The 22,193-nt window shown below is 55.7% G+C and carries 17 protein-coding genes and 1 riboswitch; of the genes, 11 read left to right on the top strand and 6 right to left on the bottom strand.

The genetic code is table 11. The features are described 5' to 3' along the window. Positions 1-38: 38 nt before the first annotated feature. Both KTE_RS17230 and KTE_RS17235 read left to right on the top strand, forming a co-directional pair. Positions 39-2,027, top strand: coding sequence for a glycoside hydrolase family 15 protein (locus KTE_RS17230; protein ID WP_201382932.1), 1,989 nt, complete (start codon positions 39-41; stop codon positions 2,025-2,027). A gap of 135 nt (positions 2,028-2,162) precedes the next feature. After that, complete coding sequence (locus KTE_RS17235) at positions 2,163-3,506, top strand: calcium:proton antiporter (RefSeq protein WP_201382934.1); 1,344 nt, start codon at positions 2,163-2,165, stop codon at positions 3,504-3,506. Between the two features lie 58 nt (positions 3,507-3,564). Here the strand turns inward: KTE_RS17235 and KTE_RS17240 are convergent, their stop codons facing one another. Then, positions 3,565-5,820: a protein kinase gene (locus KTE_RS17240; RefSeq protein ID WP_201382936.1), complete on the bottom strand. Its 2,256-nt coding sequence runs from the start codon at positions 5,818-5,820 to the stop codon at positions 3,565-3,567. Positions 5,821-6,694: 874 nt separating this feature from the next. Between KTE_RS17240 and KTE_RS17245 the strand changes: the two genes are divergently transcribed. From KTE_RS17245 to KTE_RS17280, 8 genes are all read left to right on the top strand, one after another. After that, positions 6,695-7,222, top strand: coding sequence for an NADH-quinone oxidoreductase subunit J (locus KTE_RS17245; protein ID WP_201382938.1), 528 nt, complete (start codon positions 6,695-6,697; stop codon positions 7,220-7,222). Positions 7,223-7,228: 6 nt separating this feature from the next. Further along, positions 7,229-7,552: an NADH-quinone oxidoreductase subunit NuoK gene (gene nuoK / locus KTE_RS17250; RefSeq protein ID WP_236600462.1), complete on the top strand. Its 324-nt coding sequence runs from the start codon at positions 7,229-7,231 to the stop codon at positions 7,550-7,552. Positions 7,553-7,638: 86 nt separating this feature from the next. Then, a complete protein-coding gene (nuoL, locus tag KTE_RS17255) occupies positions 7,639-9,765 on the top strand; it encodes an NADH-quinone oxidoreductase subunit L (protein WP_201382940.1) in 2,127 nt (708 codons plus the stop codon). Positions 9,766-9,774: 9 nt separating this feature from the next. Further along, positions 9,775-11,388, top strand: a complete 1,614-nt coding sequence (locus tag KTE_RS17260) for a NuoM family protein (RefSeq protein WP_201382942.1) — start codon at positions 9,775-9,777, stop codon at positions 11,386-11,388. Between the two features lie 59 nt (positions 11,389-11,447). Continuing rightward, on the top strand, positions 11,448-12,914 hold the full coding sequence (locus KTE_RS17265) for an NADH-quinone oxidoreductase subunit N (protein ID WP_201382944.1): 1,467 nt from the start codon (positions 11,448-11,450) through the stop codon (positions 12,912-12,914). Positions 12,915-13,122: 208 nt separating this feature from the next. After that, a riboswitch (TPP riboswitch) is annotated at positions 13,123-13,231 on the top strand. A 202-nt stretch (positions 13,232-13,433) separates the two neighbouring features. Further along, a complete protein-coding gene (locus KTE_RS17270) occupies positions 13,434-14,288 on the top strand; it encodes an ABC transporter ATP-binding protein (protein ID WP_236600464.1) in 855 nt (284 codons plus the stop codon). A gap of 64 nt (positions 14,289-14,352) precedes the next feature. Continuing rightward, complete coding sequence (locus KTE_RS17275; protein ID WP_201382946.1) at positions 14,353-15,171, top strand: ABC transporter permease; 819 nt, start codon at positions 14,353-14,355, stop codon at positions 15,169-15,171. Between the two features lie 141 nt (positions 15,172-15,312). Beyond that, positions 15,313-16,362, top strand: a complete 1,050-nt coding sequence (locus KTE_RS17280; protein ID WP_201382948.1) for an ABC transporter substrate-binding protein — start codon at positions 15,313-15,315, stop codon at positions 16,360-16,362. Between the two features lie 67 nt (positions 16,363-16,429). Here the strand turns inward: KTE_RS17280 and KTE_RS17285 are convergent, their stop codons facing one another. The 3 genes from KTE_RS17285 to KTE_RS17295 all read right to left on the bottom strand — a co-directional run bounded on the left by KTE_RS17285 (position 16,430) and on the right by KTE_RS17295 (position 19,561). Beyond that, positions 16,430-17,359, bottom strand: a complete 930-nt coding sequence (locus KTE_RS17285; protein ID WP_201382950.1) for an alpha/beta hydrolase — start codon at positions 17,357-17,359, stop codon at positions 16,430-16,432. A gap of 84 nt (positions 17,360-17,443) precedes the next feature. Continuing rightward, entirely contained in the window at positions 17,444-18,184 is a 741-nt protein-coding gene (locus KTE_RS17290; protein WP_201382952.1) for an SDR family oxidoreductase, read from the bottom strand. A gap of 42 nt (positions 18,185-18,226) precedes the next feature. Continuing rightward, positions 18,227-19,561, bottom strand: a complete 1,335-nt coding sequence (locus tag KTE_RS17295) for an FAD-binding oxidoreductase (protein ID WP_201382954.1) — start codon at positions 19,559-19,561, stop codon at positions 18,227-18,229. 116 nt (positions 19,562-19,677) lie between these two features. Between KTE_RS17295 and KTE_RS17300 the strand changes: the two genes are divergently transcribed. Continuing rightward, entirely contained in the window at positions 19,678-20,328 is a 651-nt protein-coding gene (locus KTE_RS17300; RefSeq protein WP_201382956.1) for a thiamine diphosphokinase, read from the top strand. A 100-nt stretch (positions 20,329-20,428) separates the two neighbouring features. On the opposite strand, the gene KTE_RS17305 is transcribed toward KTE_RS17300, so the two are convergent. Together KTE_RS17305 and rlmB are read right to left on the bottom strand one after the other, a co-directional pair. Further along, on the bottom strand, positions 20,429-21,346 hold the full coding sequence (locus tag KTE_RS17305; protein ID WP_201382958.1) for a hypothetical protein: 918 nt from the start codon (positions 21,344-21,346) through the stop codon (positions 20,429-20,431). Positions 21,347-21,442: 96 nt separating this feature from the next. After that, a complete protein-coding gene (rlmB, locus tag KTE_RS17310; RefSeq protein ID WP_201382960.1) occupies positions 21,443-22,192 on the bottom strand; it encodes a 23S rRNA (guanosine(2251)-2'-O)-methyltransferase RlmB in 750 nt (249 codons plus the stop codon). Between the last annotated feature and the right edge of the window lies 1 nt (position 22,193).

Raw genomic sequence — 22,193 nt, forward strand, 5'->3', positions numbered from 1 at the left:
CACAAGAGTTACTTCTGATCCAAAACAAGGAGTCTTTTATGCCACGTGATCTTCCATTGGGTAATGGCCATTTGCTTGTCAACTTTGATAAAAGCTATAACCTGCGTGATATCTACTGGCCACATGTCGGCCAGGAACTGCATACAGCGGGCGATATTTCGCATACAGGTATCTGGGTGGATGGGCAGTTTGCCTGGCTTGACGCGCCAGAGTGGCAGCGAGAGCTTCTCTATGAGAAAGAGACGCTGGTAACCCACGTCACGCTGGAGCATCCACGACTGCAAGTGCGCCTGGTGTGCACGGATGTGGTAGATTTTGATCGCCCCATTTTGATTCGGCGGACTGAGGTTACAAACCTGGCCGAGCAGGCGCGGAACGTCCGTCTCTTCTTCCACTACGATTGGCATATCTGGAACGACCGGGATGCCAATACGGTCTTTTACTACCCTCAACAGCAGGCGTTGATTGCCTACAAGCAACAGGGCTATTTTTTGCAGAGTGGGCAGGTGGGCCAGGGGGAGCAATGCGTGACGGGCGTGAGTAGCTGGGCTACGGGTGTCAAAGAGGTGAATGGCGCGGAGGGGACCTGGCGCGATGCCGAAGATGGAGAGCTTGGGCGTCATGCTATCGCGCAAGGTTCTGTGGATGGCACCATTGCCCTCCACATGCCAACCATCCAGGCAGGAAAGAGTGAGCTTGCCTATCACTGGCTCGCAGTCGGCTCAGATCTACCTGCGGTTGTACGGCTCGATCAACTCGTGCGTGAGCGTGGTGCTGAAGGCCTGCTTGAGCGTACGCGTAACTACTGGTTGTGCTGGGTGAACAAGGAGGGACAGGCCTTCGCGGACCTGTCACCAGAACTGGTTGACCTCTATAAACGTAGTTTGCTGGTGCTGCGCACGCAGATTGACGCCGGTGGCGCGATCATGGCAGCCAATGACGCGGACGTCCAGCATTACAATAACGATAGCTACTCCTACATGTGGCCACGAGATGGCGCCCTCGTTGCCAATGCCCTGAGTCATGCAGGCTATGGCGAGATTACGCGTAGCTTCTTTGACTTCTGTGCCGGCGTGCTGACGGAGGATGGTTACCTGTTGCACAAATATAATCCAGATCGCTCCTGGGGCAGTAGTTGGCAGGCCTGGGTCGATGACGAGGGAAAGCCCCAACTCCCCATTCAGGAGGATGAAACGGCCCTGGTGATCTATAGCCTCTGGCAGCACTACCTTTGTTTTCGCGATGTCGAGTTTGTAGCTCCGCACTTTCGTTCCCTGATCGTTCCCGCAGCCGATTTTCTCGTCTCCTACCGTGAGCAGACGACGGGCCTACCTGGTGCCTCCTTTGACCTATGGGAGGAGCGGCGCGGCATCTTAGCCTTTACCAATGCCGCGGTCTATGCTGGCTTGCAGGCGGCGGCCAACTTCTCCAGCCTCTTTGGCGAGAAGGACCTGGCGGCCAAGTACCAGGCGGCGGCCGAAGAGATCAAAGCAGCGACCATCCAGCATTTCTGGGATGAGCAGCGAGGGCATTTCGTGCGTATGCTTGTCGTTGGGCAGGATGGCACCATCCGCAAGGATGCCACGCTGGACAGCAGCCTGTGTGGCCTCTTCCTCTTTGGGATGCTGTCGGTGAATGATCCCCAGTTGCGTGCGACGATGCAGGCCCTGGAGCAGGTGCTCTGGGTGAAGACCGAGGTGGGTGGTATGGCCCGCTACGAGAACGATTACTATTATCAAGTCACACACGATATGGCTCAAGCGCAAGGAAACCCGTGGTTTATCTGCACCCTCTGGTTGGCTCAGTATCGCATTGCCTGCGCGCAATCGCTCGATGCCTTGCACCAGGCTCTTCCACTCCTGGATTGGGTACATAAGCATGCATTAGCCAGCGGCATCATGGCCGAGCAGGTTCACCCATTTCAGGGTGAGCCGTTGAGCGTCTCCCCGTTGACCTGGAGCCAGGCCGAATTTGTCATGACCATTCGCTGGTACCTGGGAAAATATGCGCGTTTACAGGGGAAATAAGATATACTGATGAGCAGACCGTGCTACAACGGTTCTGCCCACATATGCGTGTAAGAATGAGGTGGCAAGCCGCGCCACTTCATCGATGAGACATATGTGGAGGCAATGTTTATCGTGTTTAGGGAGGGAAACCAGATGCCGCGCTGGCTATATTTCCTATTGCTCTTCGCTGTGATCGCGATAGGACTTGATCTCTTGCATATTGAACTTCCACCACTCCTGCTGTTTCTGATTGCTGCCCTGGGCATTGTGCCTCTGGCTGCGCTTATTGGACAGGCCGTTGAGGAGGTTGCCGAGCACACGGGTGAGCGTATTGGCGGACTGCTATTCGCGACCTTTGGCAACGCCACCGAGCTCATTATTAGTATTCTGGCCTTGCGCCAGGGCCTGGTCAACGTTGTCAGCGCCTCTATTATTGGGGCCATCCTGGGCAATGCGCTGCTGGTCCTGGGGATTTCCGTTTGTGTAGGAGGCTTTAAGCATGGGCGCCTGAAGTTTGAGACGCGCCCCGCGAGTCAGTATGCCTCACTCTTCGCACTCTGTATGGGAGGCTTGATTCTGCCTACCCTGGCCAGTTTTCAGGCTAAAGCCGTCCATTATGACCCTGCGATGGAGCATAATCTCTCGGATTACGTGGCCGTGGTGCTGCTTGTGGGCTACCTGGCGTCGGTGCTCTTCAGTGTCTTCCACGTAGGTGACAAAGCGGAGGAGGGCGAGGAGGAATTGAACGTGACTGTAGGCGCGCGTTCCATGGCCGCCATCTCGCGCTTGCTCACGTATCGGCACCACGTGATTCAGAGTGGAATCCAGGGGAAGACAGGGACACTGAAGAAGATCGATAGCGCCGTTGACGCTATTATGGAGCACGAGAAGGCGCGTAGCGCCGTGACAGTCAAGGCGCAGGGTGAGCCAGAACAGGCTGGACAGAAGAATGGACAGCCTGCTACCACCCTTGATCCAGTTGCCGCCAACCTGGCTCATCCCGAGGCGAAAAAAGCGGAGACACAGGAGCATAAACCGCCCCTGTGGCGTTCCCTGCTCTTGTTAGCCGCAGCCACAATTGGGGTGGCCCTCGTTTCTGAAATTCTTGTGGGCTCAATTGAGCCTGTAACGAAGACGCTGGGCTGGAATGATGCCTTTGTGGGACTGGTCTTCTTGCCTCTGATTGGTGCCTTGCCCGAGTACTTTAATACCATTTCTATGTCGCTGGATAAGCGCATTGGAATGGTCCTGGCGGCCTCGGCTGGCTCCTCGATCCAGATCGCCCTGCTGGTGGCTCCGATCCTGGTGCTGATCAGTCTCTTTATGCCACAGCGCCTGGACCTGGTGTTTAGCGTGGTTGAACTCTCAGTACTGGGCCTGACGACCTTCTTGTTCAGCGAGATTACCAGGGATGGTGAGCTCGTCTGGCTTGAAGGCTTGCTCTTGATTCTGCTCTTTGGCATGATGGCGGGGACCGTCTTTGTCTTCGGCGTTTAGAGTATGAAAAAAGGGCAGTGGAGAGGTCGCGACGCCTCCACTGCCCTTTTTCTCTGTTCTAGAAAGGGATGGTGAGGACGTCGTGGCCCTCACGGCCAGCCTGTACGAGTGGCGAGACGAAGAGTTCAACAGCGAAAGGCTGCTCATAGAGTGGATTGCGAAATTCGTCGGTGAAATGAACATAGAGGCGTTCACGGCGTCCAGCGACCGAGCTTTCAAAGGGCTGCATTGGAATCGTGACCTCAGCGGCGTAGCCCTTGCGTGGCACCTGGATATCGGCCTTTTGTACGACATAGGCCAGGCGCTGGACGAGGGTGGTACGGATCTCGATATGTACCAGGTCACCCGCCGCGAGAGCACTCAGTCCACTGAGGGGGGTATCTGCGGTCGCCTCGTCAGGAATATGCGGCTCATCGCGTCCCATGACGCTGATACGCAACGTATAGCTCTGATCTGGTTGGACACGTAGCGGAATCTCGATGAGGGCTGCGGCTGCGATATCACGGCGCTGAACACCCAGGATAAAGTGTTGCAATTGCTGGAGCACCGGGTGCTTGGCACTGGTCTCCCTGGCCTGTGTGCTCAGCGAACGAACGATGTGCGAGATTGCGGGCAGGAAGCGATCATTGACGCGCTCGCGCACACGCTGTACCAACTGGTGCTCCTTGATTTTCGCTGGCAGCGCGTTGGATGCTGGCAGGAGTGATTTCAGGTCGGCGACCAGGCCATTGTCGTTATCCCCTCCGGCTGGTTTCTCGGGCTGGGAGGTCAAGGCTTCTTCTCGATGTGGTTGTGTCGCTGGTGCAGCCTTGGGTGTGGGCGGCAGGCTCAATGCCATTGTAGGTTGGGCATCGATGGCCTGCGTATCAATATCGGCGGTCGCCTTGGGTTGCCGCGAGAGCGCTGGCATACTGATGGTTTTCTCACTACTAATGGTTGCGATCTGCTGGGTCTTGATATCCTCAATGGCGCTTGCGGAGGCTGTTGCCGCCTCGGTCGTTGAGGCCGCCGTGTGTTCGCTGGCGTTGGCCTCCGGCTTTGGCGGGACAGCGGCCCCTGGCACGGTCTTCTCTGGTGACTGTGATTGCGATTTGGGGTGAGACCGAACAATGACGGTGGCTTCGCTATCTCTCGGAATGATAAGCGTCTTCTCGCCCTCGCTGGTGGCAGCAGAGGTTGCCTCAGAGTTAGTACCGGGCGCTGTGATAGCTTGCCTCTGCGTCGTCTGCGAGAGTGCCTGATTCTCCTGGGCAATCTGGGCGCGCTTACGTGTCATACGGTTGGCGTTTTTCACTGGGCGCACGGGTTTGGTGCTCGAAGAGAGGTCGAGCAGGATCTCCGCGAATTCTTTGACGCTGCGAAAGCGTTTGGCTGGGTCTGTGCTTAGGGCCTTGCTCACGACCTCGTCGATCTTACTGCCAATCTGGGGATTGATCTCACGTGGCGAGGTTGAGGCGCGTTTTTTGCGCTGTGTGGTCTCGTCTGGTGCCGTCCCGGTCAGTAGGAGGTAGAGGATCGCACCCAGGCTATAGATGTCTGTGCTGTGATCATATTTGCCTTGCTGTGTCTCGGGAGCGCTGAAGGGATTGCGTGTCGTGACCTGAGTCGAGTCATCCAGCGCCGAAGCATCTAGCAAGTTCCGAATGGCGGCCGGAAGCCAGGAGACCATCAGGGCTGGCAGGCCATCATAGACGTTACCATCCACCAGGATCGCGTGCGGATCGAGGTCGCCGAGAACAATATTTTGTTTATGCAGGCGTTCAACCACCTTGCTCAGGCGATAACCCCAGCTAATGGCCGTATCTTCATCGGGAAGCCCCGCTTCGCTTTCCAGGAGGTCATGCAGCGTCTGGCGATGTCGGGCCTCCTGTTTCTTCTCTGCGCCCGCGAAAGGCCAGTCCGCTACCAGGTAGAGGTGCTCCTGAAAGTAGCGCAGATCTATAGCAGAGGTTAAATCGGGGATGCGTTTCTGGCGTAACAACTCACACTCTTGCTGAGCGGCTTCAAGAGCTTGTTGTTGAGCGGCTTCATCGAGCGCCGAGAGATCGATATCGCGGATGATGACCTGGTGATGCGACTGATTATCCTGGGCGAAGAGGAGTTGCACCTGACCATTGCGATGAATGAGGGAGGTGATACGATAGCGCTCAGCGATATCACTCTGATCTATAGGGGTCATGGTTCTGACGGTTTTATCTATGCGCTGGCCGCAGGAGCCACAAAAAGTTGCGTGTGGGGGCAGGACCGCGTTGCAGTTATTGCAGCGCACAGTCGTAGGCTGTTTCTGGTCAGATGGAGTTTGTGTTACGCTCATGTTCCTCTACTACGCCTTTTTACTCTAGAGTTATCGTGTCTAAGAAAATTATAGCATACCAGGTATGTACCAGAAGCGTTATCAACAGCATGTCAGATGATATTTCGCGAAGGAGGCGCGCTATAATCGCCTGCTTGGCTCAGAAGTTGGCAAATATGCATGGCTATTGTGACACAATGAGAGTCTACAAACTAGTGTGTAGCAAATCTGGATAGAACGGGGACTACACAGAGTGATATAGGATAAACAGGGAAGTACCCGCTCTCCCGAATTTGGTGCACAAGCTGAAGGGCAGACCCCATAGTAAGTATACGTATGAGGCCGTAAAGTGGTTAAGCTTTCTCCCGCTATTATTAAGCATAGACGTATGGGGAAGCGAAATGTTTCTCCCTAAAAAGGTGGATCTTCTGGTGGAAGTGACATGCAATTGAGAGAGAAGGCGGTTGGTGACCCGTTTCTCCCCTTGTCATGACTCCTATGTTTTGCTAGAATCCCAAATGGGATAACAGGCACTCTTCCTCCCATGTGACGAGAACCGTTACCAGGAATGACGCAAGCGCTGTCAGTGCAAACCCTTGCAACAGGTATAGTCTCAAAGGGGTAGCAGATCCGGGTAATGGTGACACCATCTACCAGGAGCCTTTCGTGTAATGAGAGGTAAGAGGCTCACGCGGACGTGACCTCGTACAATGATGACCCCCAGGTGTAGGCCGTTTAGGGGTTTGCACTTGCCTGGCTAAGTAGAATACCTACTGGTATTCTACCGCTCGTCATGGGTGATACAATACAACTTATAGAGTACCAAATGGAATGTAATCTTCTCCTCTTGTCCAAGAACTGAAATTACGATCCGATATTACCCGGAGGTTTTTTTATGGACTTTGCCGCCCTTATGTTCTGGATCCTGGCAACGATCCTGGTGGTGGCGGCGTTAGCGGTAGTCAGCCTTCGTAACATTGTACACAGCGCGATTGCGTTGTTTTTTGTGTTTGTGATGGCTGGTGGTATTTATATTCTGCTCAACGCCGAATTCATCGCTATTGTACAAATTCTGATCTATGCGGGCGCAGTAACCATTTTGATCCTCTTTGCGCTGATGCTGACGCGCATTGGGGGGCTACAGCGCACAAATCCAGCGAACAGGCTCTGGTGGATTGCAGCCATCATCAGCGCCTTTGTTGGCGGAAGCATTTTGTACGGCTTATTCAATAGCCCGCTTGCGATTTCAAATACCAGCACTGGCGGGGCACATACGCTACCTGCCCACATTAATAATGTTGTTGCGATTGGGCAATTGCTTTACAGCCCCACGTCCTATAGCTACGTCCTGCCCTTCGAAATTGCCTCTGTGGTGCTGCTGGTAGCGATTGTGGGCGCGATTGTTATCGGTAGAGAGGATTAAGAGGCTATGCATCTGACGCTAAACCACTTTCTGGTACTGGGTGCCATCCTTTTTTGTATTGGGCTGTATGGCGCAATTGCCAAGCGCAATGCTATCGCAGTATTGATGGGCATCGAGGTGATGCTCAATGCCGTTAATGTCACAATGGTTGGTTTTTCCTACTTCAACCAGGTGCAACCCTACGCGAAATATCTGACCGGTCAAATCTTCGCTATCTTCATTATTACTGTAGCTGCCGCTGAGGCCGCTGTCGCGCTGGCGATGGTCATTGCCATCTACCGCAAACGTGACACGGTGGATGTTGGCGAAATCAACGTGCTGAAGTTTTAGTGCCGTCCGGGTCGCAAAAGAGAAAGGAGTAGTGCGCCTCCCCTGTCCTGTAGGGTTGTGACTGTTCGCGCACGGTGTTAATTAGTATGGATTCGTTGTATACCTATTCCTGGCTGATCCTGTTTGCTCCGCTCCTGGCCTTTGTGGTCATCATCTTCGGTACGCGCGTCCTGGATCTCCTGGGTCGACCACGTGCTGAGGTGCCCGCAGGTGGGCATGGAGAACATGGGCATGCAGACGCAGCCCACGGCGGGGAGAGTCATGGTGGCCATGATGCACATGGCGAAGATGACGATGAAGACCCCAAAATCCCTCATCTTTCAGTCTGGGCCAAGGCAAGTGCCTATGCCGCGATCCTGATTATGGCCCTGGCCTGTGCTTATTCCTGGGTGCTGCTGTTTAATACGGCCATCCATCCTGAAGCGCTTCGTAATAGTCTGACGGTCTTCCAGTATGACTGGGTGGCCTTCGGCAATTTGAAATACCAGGTGGCCTTCCAGATTGATAATCTGGCGGTGACGATGCTGGTCGTAGTGACGACTGTTACCCTGTTGGTGCAGTTCTATTCTCAGGGCTATATGGAGAACTCGGCGGGTTATGCTCGCTTCTACTCCTACCTGTCACTATTTGCCTTTTCAATGCTGGTGATCGTCTTCTCCCGCAACTTCCTGGTCATCTTTACCGGGTGGGAACTGGTAGGTCTGAGCTCATATCTGCTCATCGGCTTCTGGATCAATAAACGTGCCAAGCCCGAGGAGCAGCGTCCCTCGCCCGCGAGCGCTTCGCTGCAAGCCTTTGTTACCAACCGCGTCGGCGACGTGGGTTTCATCATCGGTATCATGATTCTCTTCGCGCATGCCGGCTCCTTCGAGTTCTCCCAGATCCAGGCTTCAACCGCAAGCATGGATAAGGGCCTGCTGGCGGTGGCGATGATCCTGGTTTTCTGTGGTGCGATTGGTAAGTCGGCGCAGTTCCCGCTGCACGTCTGGCTCCCCTCGGCAATGGAAGGTCCTACCCCTGTTAGCGCGCTGATCCACGCGGCAACCATGGTCGCCGCTGGTGTCTACATGGTCGCGCGTACCTTCCCGCTCTTCGCGGCCGCTGATCCTATTGCCTTCCATGTTGTGGCCTGGGTTGGTGCCTTCACGGCCTTCTTCGCGGCAACAATTGCCCTGGTCCAGTCGGACTTCAAGCGCGTGCTGGCCTTCTCGACTATTAGCCAGCTGGGCTATATGTTCGTTGGCCTGGGTGTGGCTGGTCCCGAGTATGGTGCCGGCCCTGGTATGTTCCACCTGTTCACGCACGCCTTCTTCAAGGCCTTGCTCTTCCTGGGTGCCGGTAGTGTGCTGCATGGTCTGCACCACGCGATGCACCGCGAGGTGCAGGATACGCGCCTGATGGGTGGCCTGGCGACTCGTATGCCGATTACCGCGGCAACGTGGTTGATCGCGACGTTGGCCATTTCGGGTTTCCCCTTCTTCTCGGGTTTCTTTAGTAAAGAGACCATCATTGGCCTGGCTTTTGAGCAACACGACTGGTTCTCCTATATCCTCACGCTGGCGACTGCTGGCCTGACCGCCTTCTACATGCTGCGGGCCTTCATCCTGGCCTTCGGTGGCCCAGATGGCAAGTTCTTTGGCCTGTGGGGCGGTACCTATCGTGGCGAGGGCCACGTCCACGAATCTCCGCTGACGATGACCATTCCGCTGATGCTGCTGGCGATTCCTTCTATCGCAGCTGGTTATTGGACCGGGTTCTTCAAGTACCTGAATCCCGATGCCCCAAGCCTGGATATCTCACACATGCTGACATCAATTGATACCTGGGTTGGTGTGGTGGTCTCCCTGGCGGGATTGGTGACGGCCCTGGTAATGTATGGCCGCACAGAGCCGGCGAAGATAGACGCCTTTGTGCAGAGAAGTGCCTTCCTGCGCACCGTGCATCGCGTGCTCTTTAACCGCTACTACATTGACGACCTGTACAACTGGTTTGTGCGCTATGCCGTCCTGGGTATCTCCTACCTGGCGCAGGCCTTCGATACCTACGTGGTCGATGGCATTGTGAACGGAGCGGCTAGCGTGGTGACGCTCTTCGGTCGCGGCGCTCGTCGCGTCGAGACGGGTCGCGTTCAGGCGTACATGGTTGGCTTCTTCGGCGGCGTGGCAGTGCTCGCAGTGCTCGCCTTTGTCCTGATCACGTTTGCGAGAGGATAATAGAGGATCATGACGGCTTTACAACAAATTTTCGGCAGTGATCTTACCTGGATTATCCTGCTACCAATCCTTGGTTCGATTGTGGTATACCTTACACCATCAAAGGCTGCTCGCTGGGTTGCCCTGGTGGTTGCAGTGGCTGTTTTTGCTCTGACACTGTCTACTTGGTATAGAATTCAAGCGAGTGGTCAGGGATTTGGCGATTTAACCCACCTGCGGGATTCAGTCAATGTGCCCTGGATTCGTTTCCAGGCAGGTAAGATTCAGTTCAATGTGGATTACTTCCTGGGGATCGATGGCCTGAGCCTCCCCCTGGTGATTTTAAATGCTTTCTTGACCGTGCTGGCGATTATCGGCGGCTGGAAGAAGACACGCGTCAAAGATTACCTGGCGCTGATCCTCTTCCTGGAAGGTGGCGTCATGGGCGTCTTTATGGCCCTGGACTTCTTCCTGTTCTTCCTCTTCTGGGAGATTGAGCTGGCGCCGATGTTCCTCCTGATCGGTGTCTGGGGTAACGAGCAGCTGAAGCACGGGGTCCCTGGTCGCGTCTATTCGGCCTGGAAGTTCCTGCTGTATACCTTCTTCGGCAGTATCTTCATGCTGGTGGGTATCCTGCTACTCTACTTCAACAATGTAGGCCTTCCTGGCGCAACGGCGACCGCCAATATGGCGTACTTCGCCGATCCCACGCACATGGTGAGGGGCACGATTGCCCTGCCGTTCCTGGGCGTGACCGCGAGCCTGCAACTGGTGGTTTTCCTGCTGATCTTCGTAGCCTTCGCCGTGAAGATCCCGATGTTCCCCTTCCATACCTGGCTTCCAGACGCGCACACCGATGCGCCGACCGAGGTCAGTGTGATCCTGGCTGGTATCCTGCTGAAGATGGGTGCCTATGGTCTGATTCGCATCTGCCTCACGCTCTTCCCTCAGGGAGTGCATGACTTCGCGGGCTGGCTGGCAGTGATCGCAATCATCAACATCATCTACGGTGCGCTGATCTGCCTGGTGCAGAGAGATATGAAGAAGCTGATCGCGTATTCAAGCGTTAGCCACATGGGGATTGTGCTGCTGGGCGTGGCCGCGGCGGCTGGCACGGGCGATATCGCCTTCCGCCAGGCGGCGCTGACGGGCGCGACTGTTCAGCTCTTTAGCCATGGTATCATCTCTGGTCTGCTCTTCTTCTGTGTCGGCGTCATCTACGACGTGGCGCATACACGTGAGATCTCGGCCTTTGGTGGTGTGGCGAAGCGTATGCCGATTCTGGGCACGATCTTTGTCTTCGCCGCGATGGCTTCGGCGGGCCTGCCTGGCCTGGCTGGCTTTGTCGCGGAATACATGGTCTTCACCAGTAGCTTCAAGATCTGGACCGTTGTGACGATTATCAGCGTCTTCACCATGATCTTCACCGCGGGCTACCTGCTGTGGATGATGAAGCGCGTCTTCTTTGGTCCATTTAACAAGAAATGGGATTGGCTGCCCGATGCAAGCCCCCGCGAGATGATTCCGCTCTTTGCGCTCGCTGGCTTGATTGTGATCATTGGTGTCTATCCCAAGCTGCTCATTGATGTGATTACACCCAGCCTGTCCCATATCATGCAACTGGCTGTGGCAACGATAAAGTAAGGTCGCCTTGATCGTGGCTGGATCTCGCAGGGTCCACCACGATCAACCAAGGAGTTCGTATGCTTATTCAACCTTTTAGTCTCTACCTGGTCTCACCAGAGCTCAGCTTACTGGTGATGGCGCTGGTGGTGATGGCGGTCGACCTTTTTGTCAAAAGCCGCAGAGTCATCGCCGGGGTCGCGCTGGTGGGACTTCTGATCTCCGCGGGGTTCACGATCTCTCTGGCCCTGACGCACACGGGAACGCAGAAGGCGTTCAGCAATATGCTGATCGTAGATACGTATTCGCTCTTTTTTAAGGTTATCTTCCTGGTGATCGCTGCGGTTATGGCGCTCACCTCCTATGAATATGTCGGCAAGTATATAAAGGCGACCGGCGAGTTCTACGCGCTCCTGCTTTTCTCTACCGTTGGCATGATGTTCATGGCGAGCACGACTGAGCTGATTACGATCTATATCGCGCTTGAGCTGACCAGTATTCCGCTGTATGTCATGGCGGGTATGCTGCGCCATGATGAGCGCTCTGCCGAGGCGGCAGTGAAATATGTGCTGCTCGGTGCGATGTCTTCGGCTATCTTGCTCTACGGTTTCGCGCTGCTGTATGGCCTGACGGGTACAACCGACCTGGCTGGTATCGCGGCCTCCTTCTCCAAGATTGCTCAGGGCAATATGGTCGTCATCGTCGCCAATATCCTGATCCTGGCTGGCTTTGGTTTCAAGATCTCCGCGGTGCCGTTCCACATGTGGGCGCCAGATATCTACGAGGGCTCGCCAACGCCCGCTACGGCCTTCTTCTCAGTTGGCTCAAAGGCGGCTGGCTTCGCGGCCCTGATTCGCGTCTTCATGTTTGGTGGCCTCAATGCGGTTGATGTCTCAACGTCGGTCATCGCGTTCTCTATCGTTGCCGTCCTGACCATGACGCTGGGTAACCTCGTCGCGGCGGTGCAGAGCAACGTCAAGCGCATGATGGCTTATTCGAGCATCGCGCAGGCGGGCTATATCCTGGTGGGCTTTATCGGTAGCTTCGCAACCAATCGCCCTGAGGGCAATAGCTCGGTCCTCTTCTTCATCCTGGTCTATGTGATCACTAACCTGGGCGCCTTCGCGGGCATCATCGCCCTGGCAAACCTGACGGGTGGTGAGCGCATCGAGGACTTCCGTGGCCTCTGGCAGCGTTCGCCTGCGCTGAGCCTGGGGACGGCTCTCTGTCTGCTCTCGCTGGCGGGTATCCCGCCCATGGCTGGTTTCTGGAGTAAGGTCTTCCTCTTCTCCGCCGCCTGGAGCCTGGGTCAGTCCTGGCTGGTGATTGTGGCGCTGCTCAACAGCGTTGTCTCGCTGGTCTACTATGGCCGCATCATCAAGGTCATGTTCTTTGACAAGCCCGTCAAGGAAGACCGCCTGGTGCCAACCATGGGCCTGAGCACAGCCCTGCTCTTAACCACGGTGGCGCTGATCGTTATCACCTTTGTGGCGCAAGTCTTCCTCAATGTCGCCAGTCCGGCTGCGAGCATCCTGCTCGCTCGCTAAGCGTGATTCTGTAAGCTTGCCTTCAAATAGAGAATATGGAGAGGGCTGGTAGGCATCCACCTACCAGCCCTCTCCATATTCTCTATTCCTGAGCGACGCAGGCGCGAAGCGTCTTGAGCATCCTGAAGCGCTACAGCGTGACCGCCATTTGTGTTATACTATGCAGTAAGAAGAATTGTACACTCAGCAAAAATAACAAGAGAAATTGGTAAACTGCTAGGGGAGCCTTTGTGGCTGAGAGACGACTGAGACGCCGTCGACCCTTACAAGAACCTGATCTGGATAATACCAGCGGAGGGAAGCAGCAACCGGTATGCCGAGGCCAGAGCATTTCAGCATTTCAATATGGCCGCCATATCGCAAGATGCTAGCCGTGTTCCCTCCAAGGGAGCACGGTTTTTTGCGTGGTGGATGGATGTGATAGGTGTGCTGGCAGCCGAAGGCTGCCAGCACACCTATCACATCCATCCACCACATAGGCAAGCGCTGCAGGCGCATAGAAGAGAATGGATATGGCCTATGGAAGATGAAGCAGATCGACAGGCGGAGGAGCCGCTGAAGCTCCTGGTGAAAGGTGTGAGTAAGAGGTATGGCGCGGGGAAGCAGCGGCTGGAGGTGCTGCGACCCTTGGACCTGCAGGTCAAAAAGGGCGAGTTTGTGACGCTGATAGGACCGAGTGGCTGCGGTAAGAGTACCCTCTTCAATATCATTGCCGGGTTGGAGGAGCCAGACCAGGGCCTGGTGATGATAGATGGTGTCGAGGGTAAGCGTGCGGGGAAGTGCGGCTATATGCTCCAGCAGCCGCTGCTCCTGCCCTGGCGCACAGTCGAGGAGAACGTCATGCTGGGGCTGGACGTGCGACGCGTGCCGCGCAAGCAGGCTCAGGAGGAGGCGCGAGCCTTGCTGGCCCACTTTGGTTTGAGCGAGTTTGCCCAACACTATCCGGCGACGCTCTCGGGAGGCATGAAGCAGCGCGTGGCTCTTTTGCGCACGGTCCTGTTCAATCGCGATTTTCTTCTGCTGGATGAGCCGCTGGGCGCATTGGATGCTCTGACACGCCTCTCCTTGCAGATGTGGCTGCTCGATCTCTGGCAGGAGGTGCATGCGAGCGTCCTGTTTATCACGCATGATGTGCGTGAGGCTATCCTCCTCTCTGATCGTATCTATGTGCTGAGCGCGCGTCCGGCTGGTGTTTTGCGCGTGGTGGATGTCAATCTACCACGCCCACGCAGGCAAGAGCAACTGACCGAGCCGGACGCGCTCCAACTTGAACGCGAACTGGTTGAGCTACTACTCAAATTGCAGTATCCTCAGACGGATCGAAGAAATAGTCAGGTCGCTCAGCAGTCGCTTCCCGCATCCAGCCTGGATTAGCAAGAAGAGTATAACAAGGCAAATTCGAATATGTCAAGTGTTTTTGCATTAAGGAGCAACAAGGATGAACGAGAGTCGTTGGAGGCGCTTCGCGGCCTATGGCCCGGCCTTTGTGCTGGTGGTGGCGCTCCTGCTCCTGTGGGAAGTGGGCGTGCGTGCGGGCCGGATAGACGCGATGCTTGTCCCCGCACCCAGTGCCATTCTTGAAGCTCTGGGAAATAAGCGCGATGTACTGCTGACTCATTCTATTCAGACCATGCTAGAGACGGTGCTGGGCCTGGCACTCGCCACGGTCCTGGGCGTGGCTATCGCGGTGGCTATCGACCTCTCTTCCTGGCTCAGGCGCGCCTTGTATCCCTTGCTGGTGGCCTCACAGACCATTCCTATGGTGGCGCTGGCCCCACTGCTGCTGGTCTGGTTTGGCTTCGATATCTTGCCCAAGGTGATCCTGGTGGTGCTGTACTGCTTCTTCCCGATCACGGTGGCCTGTGCCGATGGCCTGTTGAGCGTTGATCCCGACCTGGTACGACTGATGCGCAGCATGCGGGCCTCGCGCTGGCAGATCCTCTGGTTGGTGCGTTTGCCGGGCGCGATGCCTTCATTCTTCTCAGGCCTGCGCATCGCCGCGACCTATAGCGTGACCGGGGCCATCATTGGCGAATACGTAGGCGCGGAGCAGGGGCTGGGTATCTTTATGCAGACCTCGGCTAACGCGCATGCTATTGTACTGGTCTTCGCGGCTATCGTCATCACAACTGTGCTGAGCCTGGCACTCTTCGCCCTGGTAAGCCTGGTTGAGCGTATCGTCTTACCCTGGCAGGAGTCGGAGCAGAGGCGCGCCTTTGGTGCAGCGAGTATGCCCGCAGGTTCCAAATACCGGTAGGTAGTGTGCTGTGTGTTGGCAGTCGCAGGCTACCAACACACAGCACACTACCTACTGAGCGCCACGGGCGCGAGAAGTCACGCACCTACTCATGTAGATGGAGTTAGTTATATTTTTCTCAAAGTTCTCAAGGAGTGAGCAATGAACACACGAACGCGTTTAGTGGCGGGCCTTGGCATCCCTGTGCTCGTCATTCTGGTGGTACTCGGTGCCTTCCTCTGGCAGCAACATGCCAGTGGCGCGCCAGCGGGGTCGCAGCCCCTCAAGAAGATGACTCTGGCTCTGGATTGGACCCCTAATACGAACCACAGCGGCATCTACGCCGCGCTCCAGCAGGGCTGGTACAAAGACCAGGGGATTGATCTCAAGGTGCTGCCTTACTCGTCCAGCGTCTCGCCCGATACGCTGGTGAGCCAGGGTAAGGCGGATGTTGGTATTAGTTCGACTGAGTCAATTGTCGCCGATGCCGCCACGGGTCAGCCTGTGGTGTCGATTGCGGCTATCTTGCAGCACAATACCTCTGCCCTGGTGACTCTGGCCGATTCGGGCATCAAGCGTCCGCGTGACCTGGATGGCAAGACCTATGGAGGCTTTGGTGCTCCCTATGAGGGCGCGGTTGTCAGTGCCATGATCCAGAAGGATGGTGGCCAGGGCAAGTTTCGCAATGTCACACTTGATGTGGACGCCATGGAGGCGCTGAAATCACATAAGATTGATTTTGTCTGGATCTTTGAGGGGGTTGAGGGCATCCAGGCGAAGCACGAGGGACTGAAGCTCAATTACTTCTACATTACTGACTTTGGCATTCCCGACTACTACACGCCAAATTTTATTACAGGTTCAAAGCAGATGAAGGGCGAGCCGGACCTGCTGCGTAAGTTTATGACCGCGACCGCCAAAGGCTATGAATATGCGCGCCAGCATCCCAAAGAGACCGCGCAGATGCTCATTGATGGCGCGGGCAAGGAGAATTTTCCCGATACTTCGTTTGTCATGGATAGCCAGATGTTTAATAGCGCTCACTATGCTGATACTGGGCGCCAGTGGGGCGTACAGGATGACGCGCCCTGGCAGGGCTACCCCAACTTTATGCTCAACGCGGGCGCTATTCAGGATGCTTCTGGTAAGCCCATTAAGAGCATGGACTTTAAGCAGCTTTATACCAACGAATTTCTGCCTGGAAAGAGCTAATCGTTTTATGCTGTGACTGCATGGGGCCGGACCACTGGCCTGGCCCCTGCATGCACAGCATAAAAAACTACTCTGTGAAGCGGGTGTGCAGCCAGGTGGCGACGTTTCGCTGGTGTTCGAGGGCATGAGGGAAGACGCCATTCATACGAAAGAAGGAGTGGATCAAACCCTTCAGGTAGATAAATTGGGTTGGCACTCCAGCCTCTTGCAGGCGTTGCGCGTACTTCTGTCCCTCGTCGCGCAGGGGATCATACTCCGCGACGAGAACTAGCGCGGGCGGCAGGTGGCTTAGATCCTGAGCGCGCAAAGGTGCCGCGTAGGGGTGTTCGCCCTCATCAGGTGTAGACAGGTACTGGTCCCAGTACCAGCGCATATCCTCCGCGGTGAGACCATATCCCTCTTTAATGGTTGTGTAGGAGTCGTGATCACCAGTATAATAGTCGGTTACGGGATAGACCAGGGCCTGGGCCGCGAGTGGTGGATACCCTCTATCGCGCGCCAGGAGCGTGAGGGCGGCGGCGATATTTCCTCCAGCGCTATCTCCTGCCACCGCGATATGTGAGGCGTCTATAGCTAGCTCCTGGGCGTTTGCGGTTACCCATAAGAGAGCGGCCTCGGCATCCTCAAGCGCTGCGGGATACTTGTGCTCGGGTGCCAGGCGATAGTCGACCGCGATTACCACGCAGGGGGTATGCTTCGCCAGTGAGCGGCAAATATTGTCATGAGTATCGAGATTGCCAAGCACCCAGCCGCCACCATGAAAATAGATCACGACTGGCAGCAGGGAATTATCGGGCGTGGGGCGATAGATGCGAACCGGTATCTCACCCGCTGGCCCGGGAATGGTGCGGTTATGCACCTGGGCCAGCGGAATCGCTTCGCCTCCACTCACAATGCCCGAGAAAGTGTTCTGGCGGCGCATCTCATCGAGAGATGTAACAGGTTCTGCAACTGGCAGGGACGCCAAATAGGCGGCCACCTGGGGATCAAGCGTCATACTTTCATCCTTGGCCGACGCTACTAAAGTACGCGTCTACATATAACGGGTATATGTAGACGCGTACTTTAGTAGCGTCGTGCTTTAACCTAATGAGAGATTTTTATAGATACGCTCTGGAATAGCCTTGATTATAAACATGATGCCGCCCCAGAACCAGGGGAGATAGACAACATCCTTCTTCTGCTGCATAGCTTGGTAGACGCCCTCGCCCACAGCGCTGGCCTTGGCAAAGAGCAAGCCTTTGCGCAGGTGCGCGGTCATAGGGGTATCGACAAAGCCAGGTTTAATCGTGACCACCGTCACACCAGATTTGGCCAGGCGGTTGCGCAGGCCTTGTAAGAAGAGGTTGACCGCGCCCTTGGCGGTGCCATAGACGTAGTTGCTCTTACGTCCGCGATCACCCGCGACAGATGAGATAACCGCGATCACACCCCGGTGGCGGCGCTCGAAGTAGTTGGCGCTAATTGTAAGCAGTGAGACGACGCTGGTAAAGTTGGTGTTGAGTTCTTTGAGGGTCTCTGCTACGCTCTCTTCGCAGCCCTTCTGGCTGCCGAGCGTCCCGTGGGCGATGAGGAACATATCTAGCTCGCCCATGGTTGCGAGTGCGGTATCGAACATCTCCTGGTGACGATGAAGGTCAGAGGCGTCAAACTCGAAGGTTTCGACACTTTTAGCGCCACGCACCTTGAGGTCATCCGCGATAACGGCCATTTTCTCAGGGCTGCGTGCGACCAGGAAGAGATCAGCACCATCTTTGGCGAAACATTTTGCTGTCTCCTGGGCAATTGCTGAGGTCGCGCCTACAATAAGGATTTTTGCCATAACTTTTTTTATAACTCCAGATTGGTAGTATGTATGCTTTATCTATTGCGCAGCGGGCTGTGTGACGCGACGCCAGAAGCTGGAAGAAAATTGTGGGTCCATATACTGCTCGAACTCTTTCCAGCGTGGGAAGTAGCGCTGGAAATCTTCGGGATGCATACGCGCGTCCTTAGCAGGATAAATCAAGCCCCCGGCGGCATTAACCATGGCGTCCAGGCGGTCGAGGAGGCGCAGGGTCTGTGTGCCGTGATTGGCGAAGTCCAGGGCCAGGGTCAGGCCAGGGCGCGGGAAGGAGAGCATGCCAGGCGAGCGAATATCTCCAAAGGATTTGAGAACGGTCAGGAATGATCCTTCTCCAGAGCGATTGATCTCTTGCATGATCTCCTTCATGGCCTCATAGCCGCCCTCGAAGGGAATGACAAACTGGTACTGGAAGAAGCCACGCTTGCCATACATGCGGTTCCAGGTATGGATGGCGTCGAGGGGATAGAAGAATGGATCATAGTGCGTCAGCTTGTGAACATACTTCTCGCGCTGCTTATTATAGTATGCCAGGTTGAAGGCGCGAATCGTCAGGCGGTTGAGGGTAATGGAGGGAAAATCGAAAGGGACCGCCAGGGGCAGATGTTTTCCCTGAGTATTGCTGGGCATGGGCTGCGTCGTATCATGGTTGCCACGTGAGAAGAGTCCGCGTCCCAGCTCCTTATCATTGCCCAGGCAGACCACCCAGGAGACCGTGTACTCAAAATCTTTGTCGGACTCCTCGGCTAACTGGCGATATTCGTCCAGGGAGGAGAAGCGGATACTATCCATTTGAATATATGGGTTATGGATGCGTTTCAGGCGGAACTCGGCCCAGAGAATGACGCCCGTCAGGCCCAGACCGCCGATGGTGGCCTGGAAGAGTTCACTGTTCTGATCGGGTGAACAAATGAGGCGTGTGCCATCGGAGCGCAGTAACTCAAACTGGGTGACATGGCAGCCGAAGGTGCCGCCTTTGTGGTGATTCTTGCCATGCACATCATTCGCGATTGCGCCACCAACTGAGACGAACTTGGTGCCAGGGGTCACAGGCAAGAACCAGCCACGAGGTACTGCCAGCTCTAGTACCTCGGCCAGAGAGACTCCTGCCTCACAGCGTAAGAGGCCCTGTTCCTCATCAAAGGAGATGAAGTGACGCAGATTGCTGACATCAAGGGAGATACCGCCCTCGTTAAGGCAGCTATCACCATAGCTGCGCCCGTAGGCATAAGGCAGGATAGACTTCTCAAGTGTATCGAGTTGTGGGACCTCGTGACGCCAGTAGACTGGCAGCACGGCATTGGGCTTCACACGTGGGAAGCGGCCCCAGGATTGAGGTGTGCGCTGTATCGACATGTTATGAGTACCCTCTATATGGATAGATATAGATCTGGATCTAGAACTTGTTCAACTATCATAACGAATTGTGCGAAAATGTGGCTACTAGTTAGCCGAAAGGTATAGCAAATAGTATGCATATCATTGTATTTGCTGCGGGAAGCTTGAGACCTGGAAGCGGTGTACAGGAGGCCCTGGCAAGTGCCGACCTGGTTATAGCCGCCGATAAAGGGGCACAGACCGCGCTCGACTATGGTCTGACACCGCGTGTCATTGTAGGAGATTTTGACTCGCTCACTCTTCCTGAACCAGAGCTACGCGCACGTGGGTGCGAGCTTGTGCGCGTCGCCGAAGAGAAGGACGAGACCGATACAGAACTGGCCTTGCAACTCGCGCTCGAGCATGGCGCGACGCGTATTACCCTGCTTGGTGGCTGGGGAGGCGAACGGATGGAACACGCCCTCGGAAATATTATGCTCCTGAGCAGCATTACAAGCGTACCTGTGCGCCTGGTCGATGGCCCTTCTGTGTGCTGGGTCGTGCATGGCCCGGCACGGACCCAGGTGCATGGCACGAGCAACGACCTGCTCTCGCTCTTCCCTCTGGTAGGTGATGTGACGGGTCTGACCACGACCAATTTACAGTACGCCCTGCGCGATGGTTGCCTGCGCTTTGGTTCGCCCAGGGGCATTAGCAATGTCTTGACGCATGATCTGGCCGAGGTGGAGGTTGGTAGTGGGGTCTTGCTCCTTGTGCATACGCGTAGAAGCGAGCTTCAGGAGTAAATAGGTGGCACGACGCTGCTAAAGCACGCGTCTACATATGATCCATGATATGTAGACGCGTGTTTTAGCAGCGTTGTGTCACAGCTGTAATTGTGCTTTGCTACTGACGGGTATAGGAGAAGTACATGATGGCGCCGACGACGACCAGGACGAGGCCTACGCCTCCCAGCAGGAAGGTGAAGATCATCAGACCATTCGGGCCACCAGAGCCGCTGGAATTGGTGGTTGCCGTCGCGGTTACTGTAGGTGTGGTGCCGGGCGTTGGCGTGGGGGTAGAAGGCGCCGCGGTCGGCTCCGCCGCTACGGTAAGGGTCTGGCTCGCCCTCATAAAGCTTGAATCTTCATTGGGTGCGTTGACGCTTACCTGGTAGCTTCCATCCTGAGCGCTCTCCGGGACGGTCAGCGTCGTGGTAAAGATTCCATCTGGACCCGCGGACTGCACGCTCTGGCTGGTGATAGCTGAGCCATTGCTAACAATAGAGACGTTAATATTTTGTACTGGCAGCCAGCCAGTGCCCTGGACCGTAATCTTGTCGCCAGGGGCCGCATTCTTAGGGGTGACCTTGATCGCAACCGGCTCCGCAACGGTAAAGTTGTTGCCAGAGAGGGCCTGCTCGTCCTGAGTGGTTGCACAGAGATAATAAGGGGCCGAAGGGATGTTGGCGGCATCTGGCCAGTTCGTGTCAACCTTGAAACTGCCGCTGGCGTCAATGGTCGCGCTATCCGGGACAAAGGCCTTCATGTTGCCGGTCACTTGACCAGGCTTACACTGATTGGGGTCGCTTACTGGTGTAGCGAAGAGTTTGGCAGTGCCGTTGGGTTTAAAACCCGTTCCCGTGAGCGTCACCTTCGTGCCAGGGTGGCCAATAAGAATCGAGCTTGTCGCTCCTGGTTGCGCTATGGTAACTGTAGGACCTGCGGCATGTGCCAGCGCAGGCTGAAGCGAAGCCGCCAGGCTAAGGGCGAACAGGCCGCAGATCGCTAGCAGGCTGAGGCGTTGCAGAAATATCTTAAACACGATGAAGCTCTCCTGAAATTATTGCATCGATATACATGATAGAACGTAATGGATATAACGCATGTAACAAATGCAAGTCCGGGTAGGATGGTCCCTTTAGCGAGAAGCGAGCGCGCGCTGGCGGAGCGCCTCGTAGAGCGTGATGCTGCCCGCTACGGCCGCGTTAAGCGAATTAATATAGCCATGCATAGGCAGTTTGATCAGTACATCGCAGTGTTCGCGCACCAGGCGCCCCATGCCTTTGCCTTCATTTCCCACAACCACGGCGAGCGCTCCCGTAAGATTGGCCTGCGTGTAGAGTGTATCTCCTTCGCCCGCCAGGCCCACGACCCAGATATTTTGTTGTTTGAGATAGTCAATGGTGCGTGTGAGATTGGTTTCACGCGCAATCATAATATGCTCGGTTGCTCCGGCAGAGGTCTTGACGACGGTCGCGTTAACCTCGGCGGCGCGATGCTCGGGAATAATGACCCCGTGCACCCCCGCCGCTTCGGCGGTGCGTAAGAGCGAACCCAGGTTATTGACGTCCTGAATCGAGTCGAGCAAGAGTAGGAACGGTGGCTCGTTACGTTGGGCTGCGAGGGCCAGAATGTCGTCGGTGCTGGCATATTCGCGCTCGGCGACAATAGCCACGCAGCCCTGGTGTACCGCGCCCTTGCTCATCTGGTCCAGGCGCGCGCGTGGCACGGTCTCGACTGGAATCTGGCGTTTTTGGGCCTCCTGAATAATTGTGTTCAGGGTGCCTCCCTCGCGTTTACTTCCCTCTGCGAGCAGGATGCGCTTCACCTTGCGCACCGACTGTAGGGTCTCCATAATAGGATTGCGACCCCAGATATACTCTGACATA

The sequence above is a fragment of the Ktedonobacter sp. SOSP1-85 genome, from assembly GCF_016587415.1.
Taxonomy (GTDB): Bacteria; Chloroflexota; Ktedonobacteria; order Ktedonobacterales; family Ktedonobacteraceae; genus Ktedonobacter.

Coding starts and splice junctions, on each gene's coding strand:
- KTE_RS17230 (WP_201382932.1), top strand. CDS start 39: ATGCCACGTGATCTTCCATTGGGTAATGGCCATTTGCTTGTCAACTTT.
- KTE_RS17235 (WP_201382934.1), top strand. CDS start 2,163: ATGCCGCGCTGGCTATATTTCCTATTGCTCTTCGCTGTGATCGCGATA.
- KTE_RS17240 (WP_201382936.1), bottom strand. CDS start 5,820: ATGAGCGTAACACAAACTCCATCTGACCAGAAACAGCCTACGACTGTG.
- KTE_RS17245 (WP_201382938.1), top strand. CDS start 6,695: ATGGACTTTGCCGCCCTTATGTTCTGGATCCTGGCAACGATCCTGGTG.
- nuoK (WP_236600462.1), top strand. CDS start 7,229: ATGCATCTGACGCTAAACCACTTTCTGGTACTGGGTGCCATCCTTTTT.
- nuoL (WP_201382940.1), top strand. CDS start 7,639: ATGGATTCGTTGTATACCTATTCCTGGCTGATCCTGTTTGCTCCGCTC.
- KTE_RS17260 (WP_201382942.1), top strand. CDS start 9,775: ATGACGGCTTTACAACAAATTTTCGGCAGTGATCTTACCTGGATTATC.
- KTE_RS17265 (WP_201382944.1), top strand. CDS start 11,448: ATGCTTATTCAACCTTTTAGTCTCTACCTGGTCTCACCAGAGCTCAGC.
- KTE_RS17270 (WP_236600464.1), top strand. CDS start 13,434: ATGGAAGATGAAGCAGATCGACAGGCGGAGGAGCCGCTGAAGCTCCTG.
- KTE_RS17275 (WP_201382946.1), top strand. CDS start 14,353: ATGAACGAGAGTCGTTGGAGGCGCTTCGCGGCCTATGGCCCGGCCTTT.
- KTE_RS17280 (WP_201382948.1), top strand. CDS start 15,313: ATGAACACACGAACGCGTTTAGTGGCGGGCCTTGGCATCCCTGTGCTC.
- KTE_RS17285 (WP_201382950.1), bottom strand. CDS start 17,359: ATGACGCTTGATCCCCAGGTGGCCGCCTATTTGGCGTCCCTGCCAGTT.
- KTE_RS17290 (WP_201382952.1), bottom strand. CDS start 18,184: ATGGCAAAAATCCTTATTGTAGGCGCGACCTCAGCAATTGCCCAGGAG.
- KTE_RS17295 (WP_201382954.1), bottom strand. CDS start 19,561: ATGTCGATACAGCGCACACCTCAATCCTGGGGCCGCTTCCCACGTGTG.
- KTE_RS17300 (WP_201382956.1), top strand. CDS start 19,678: ATGCATATCATTGTATTTGCTGCGGGAAGCTTGAGACCTGGAAGCGGT.
- rlmB (WP_201382960.1), bottom strand. CDS start 22,192: ATGTCAGAGTATATCTGGGGTCGCAATCCTATTATGGAGACCCTACAG.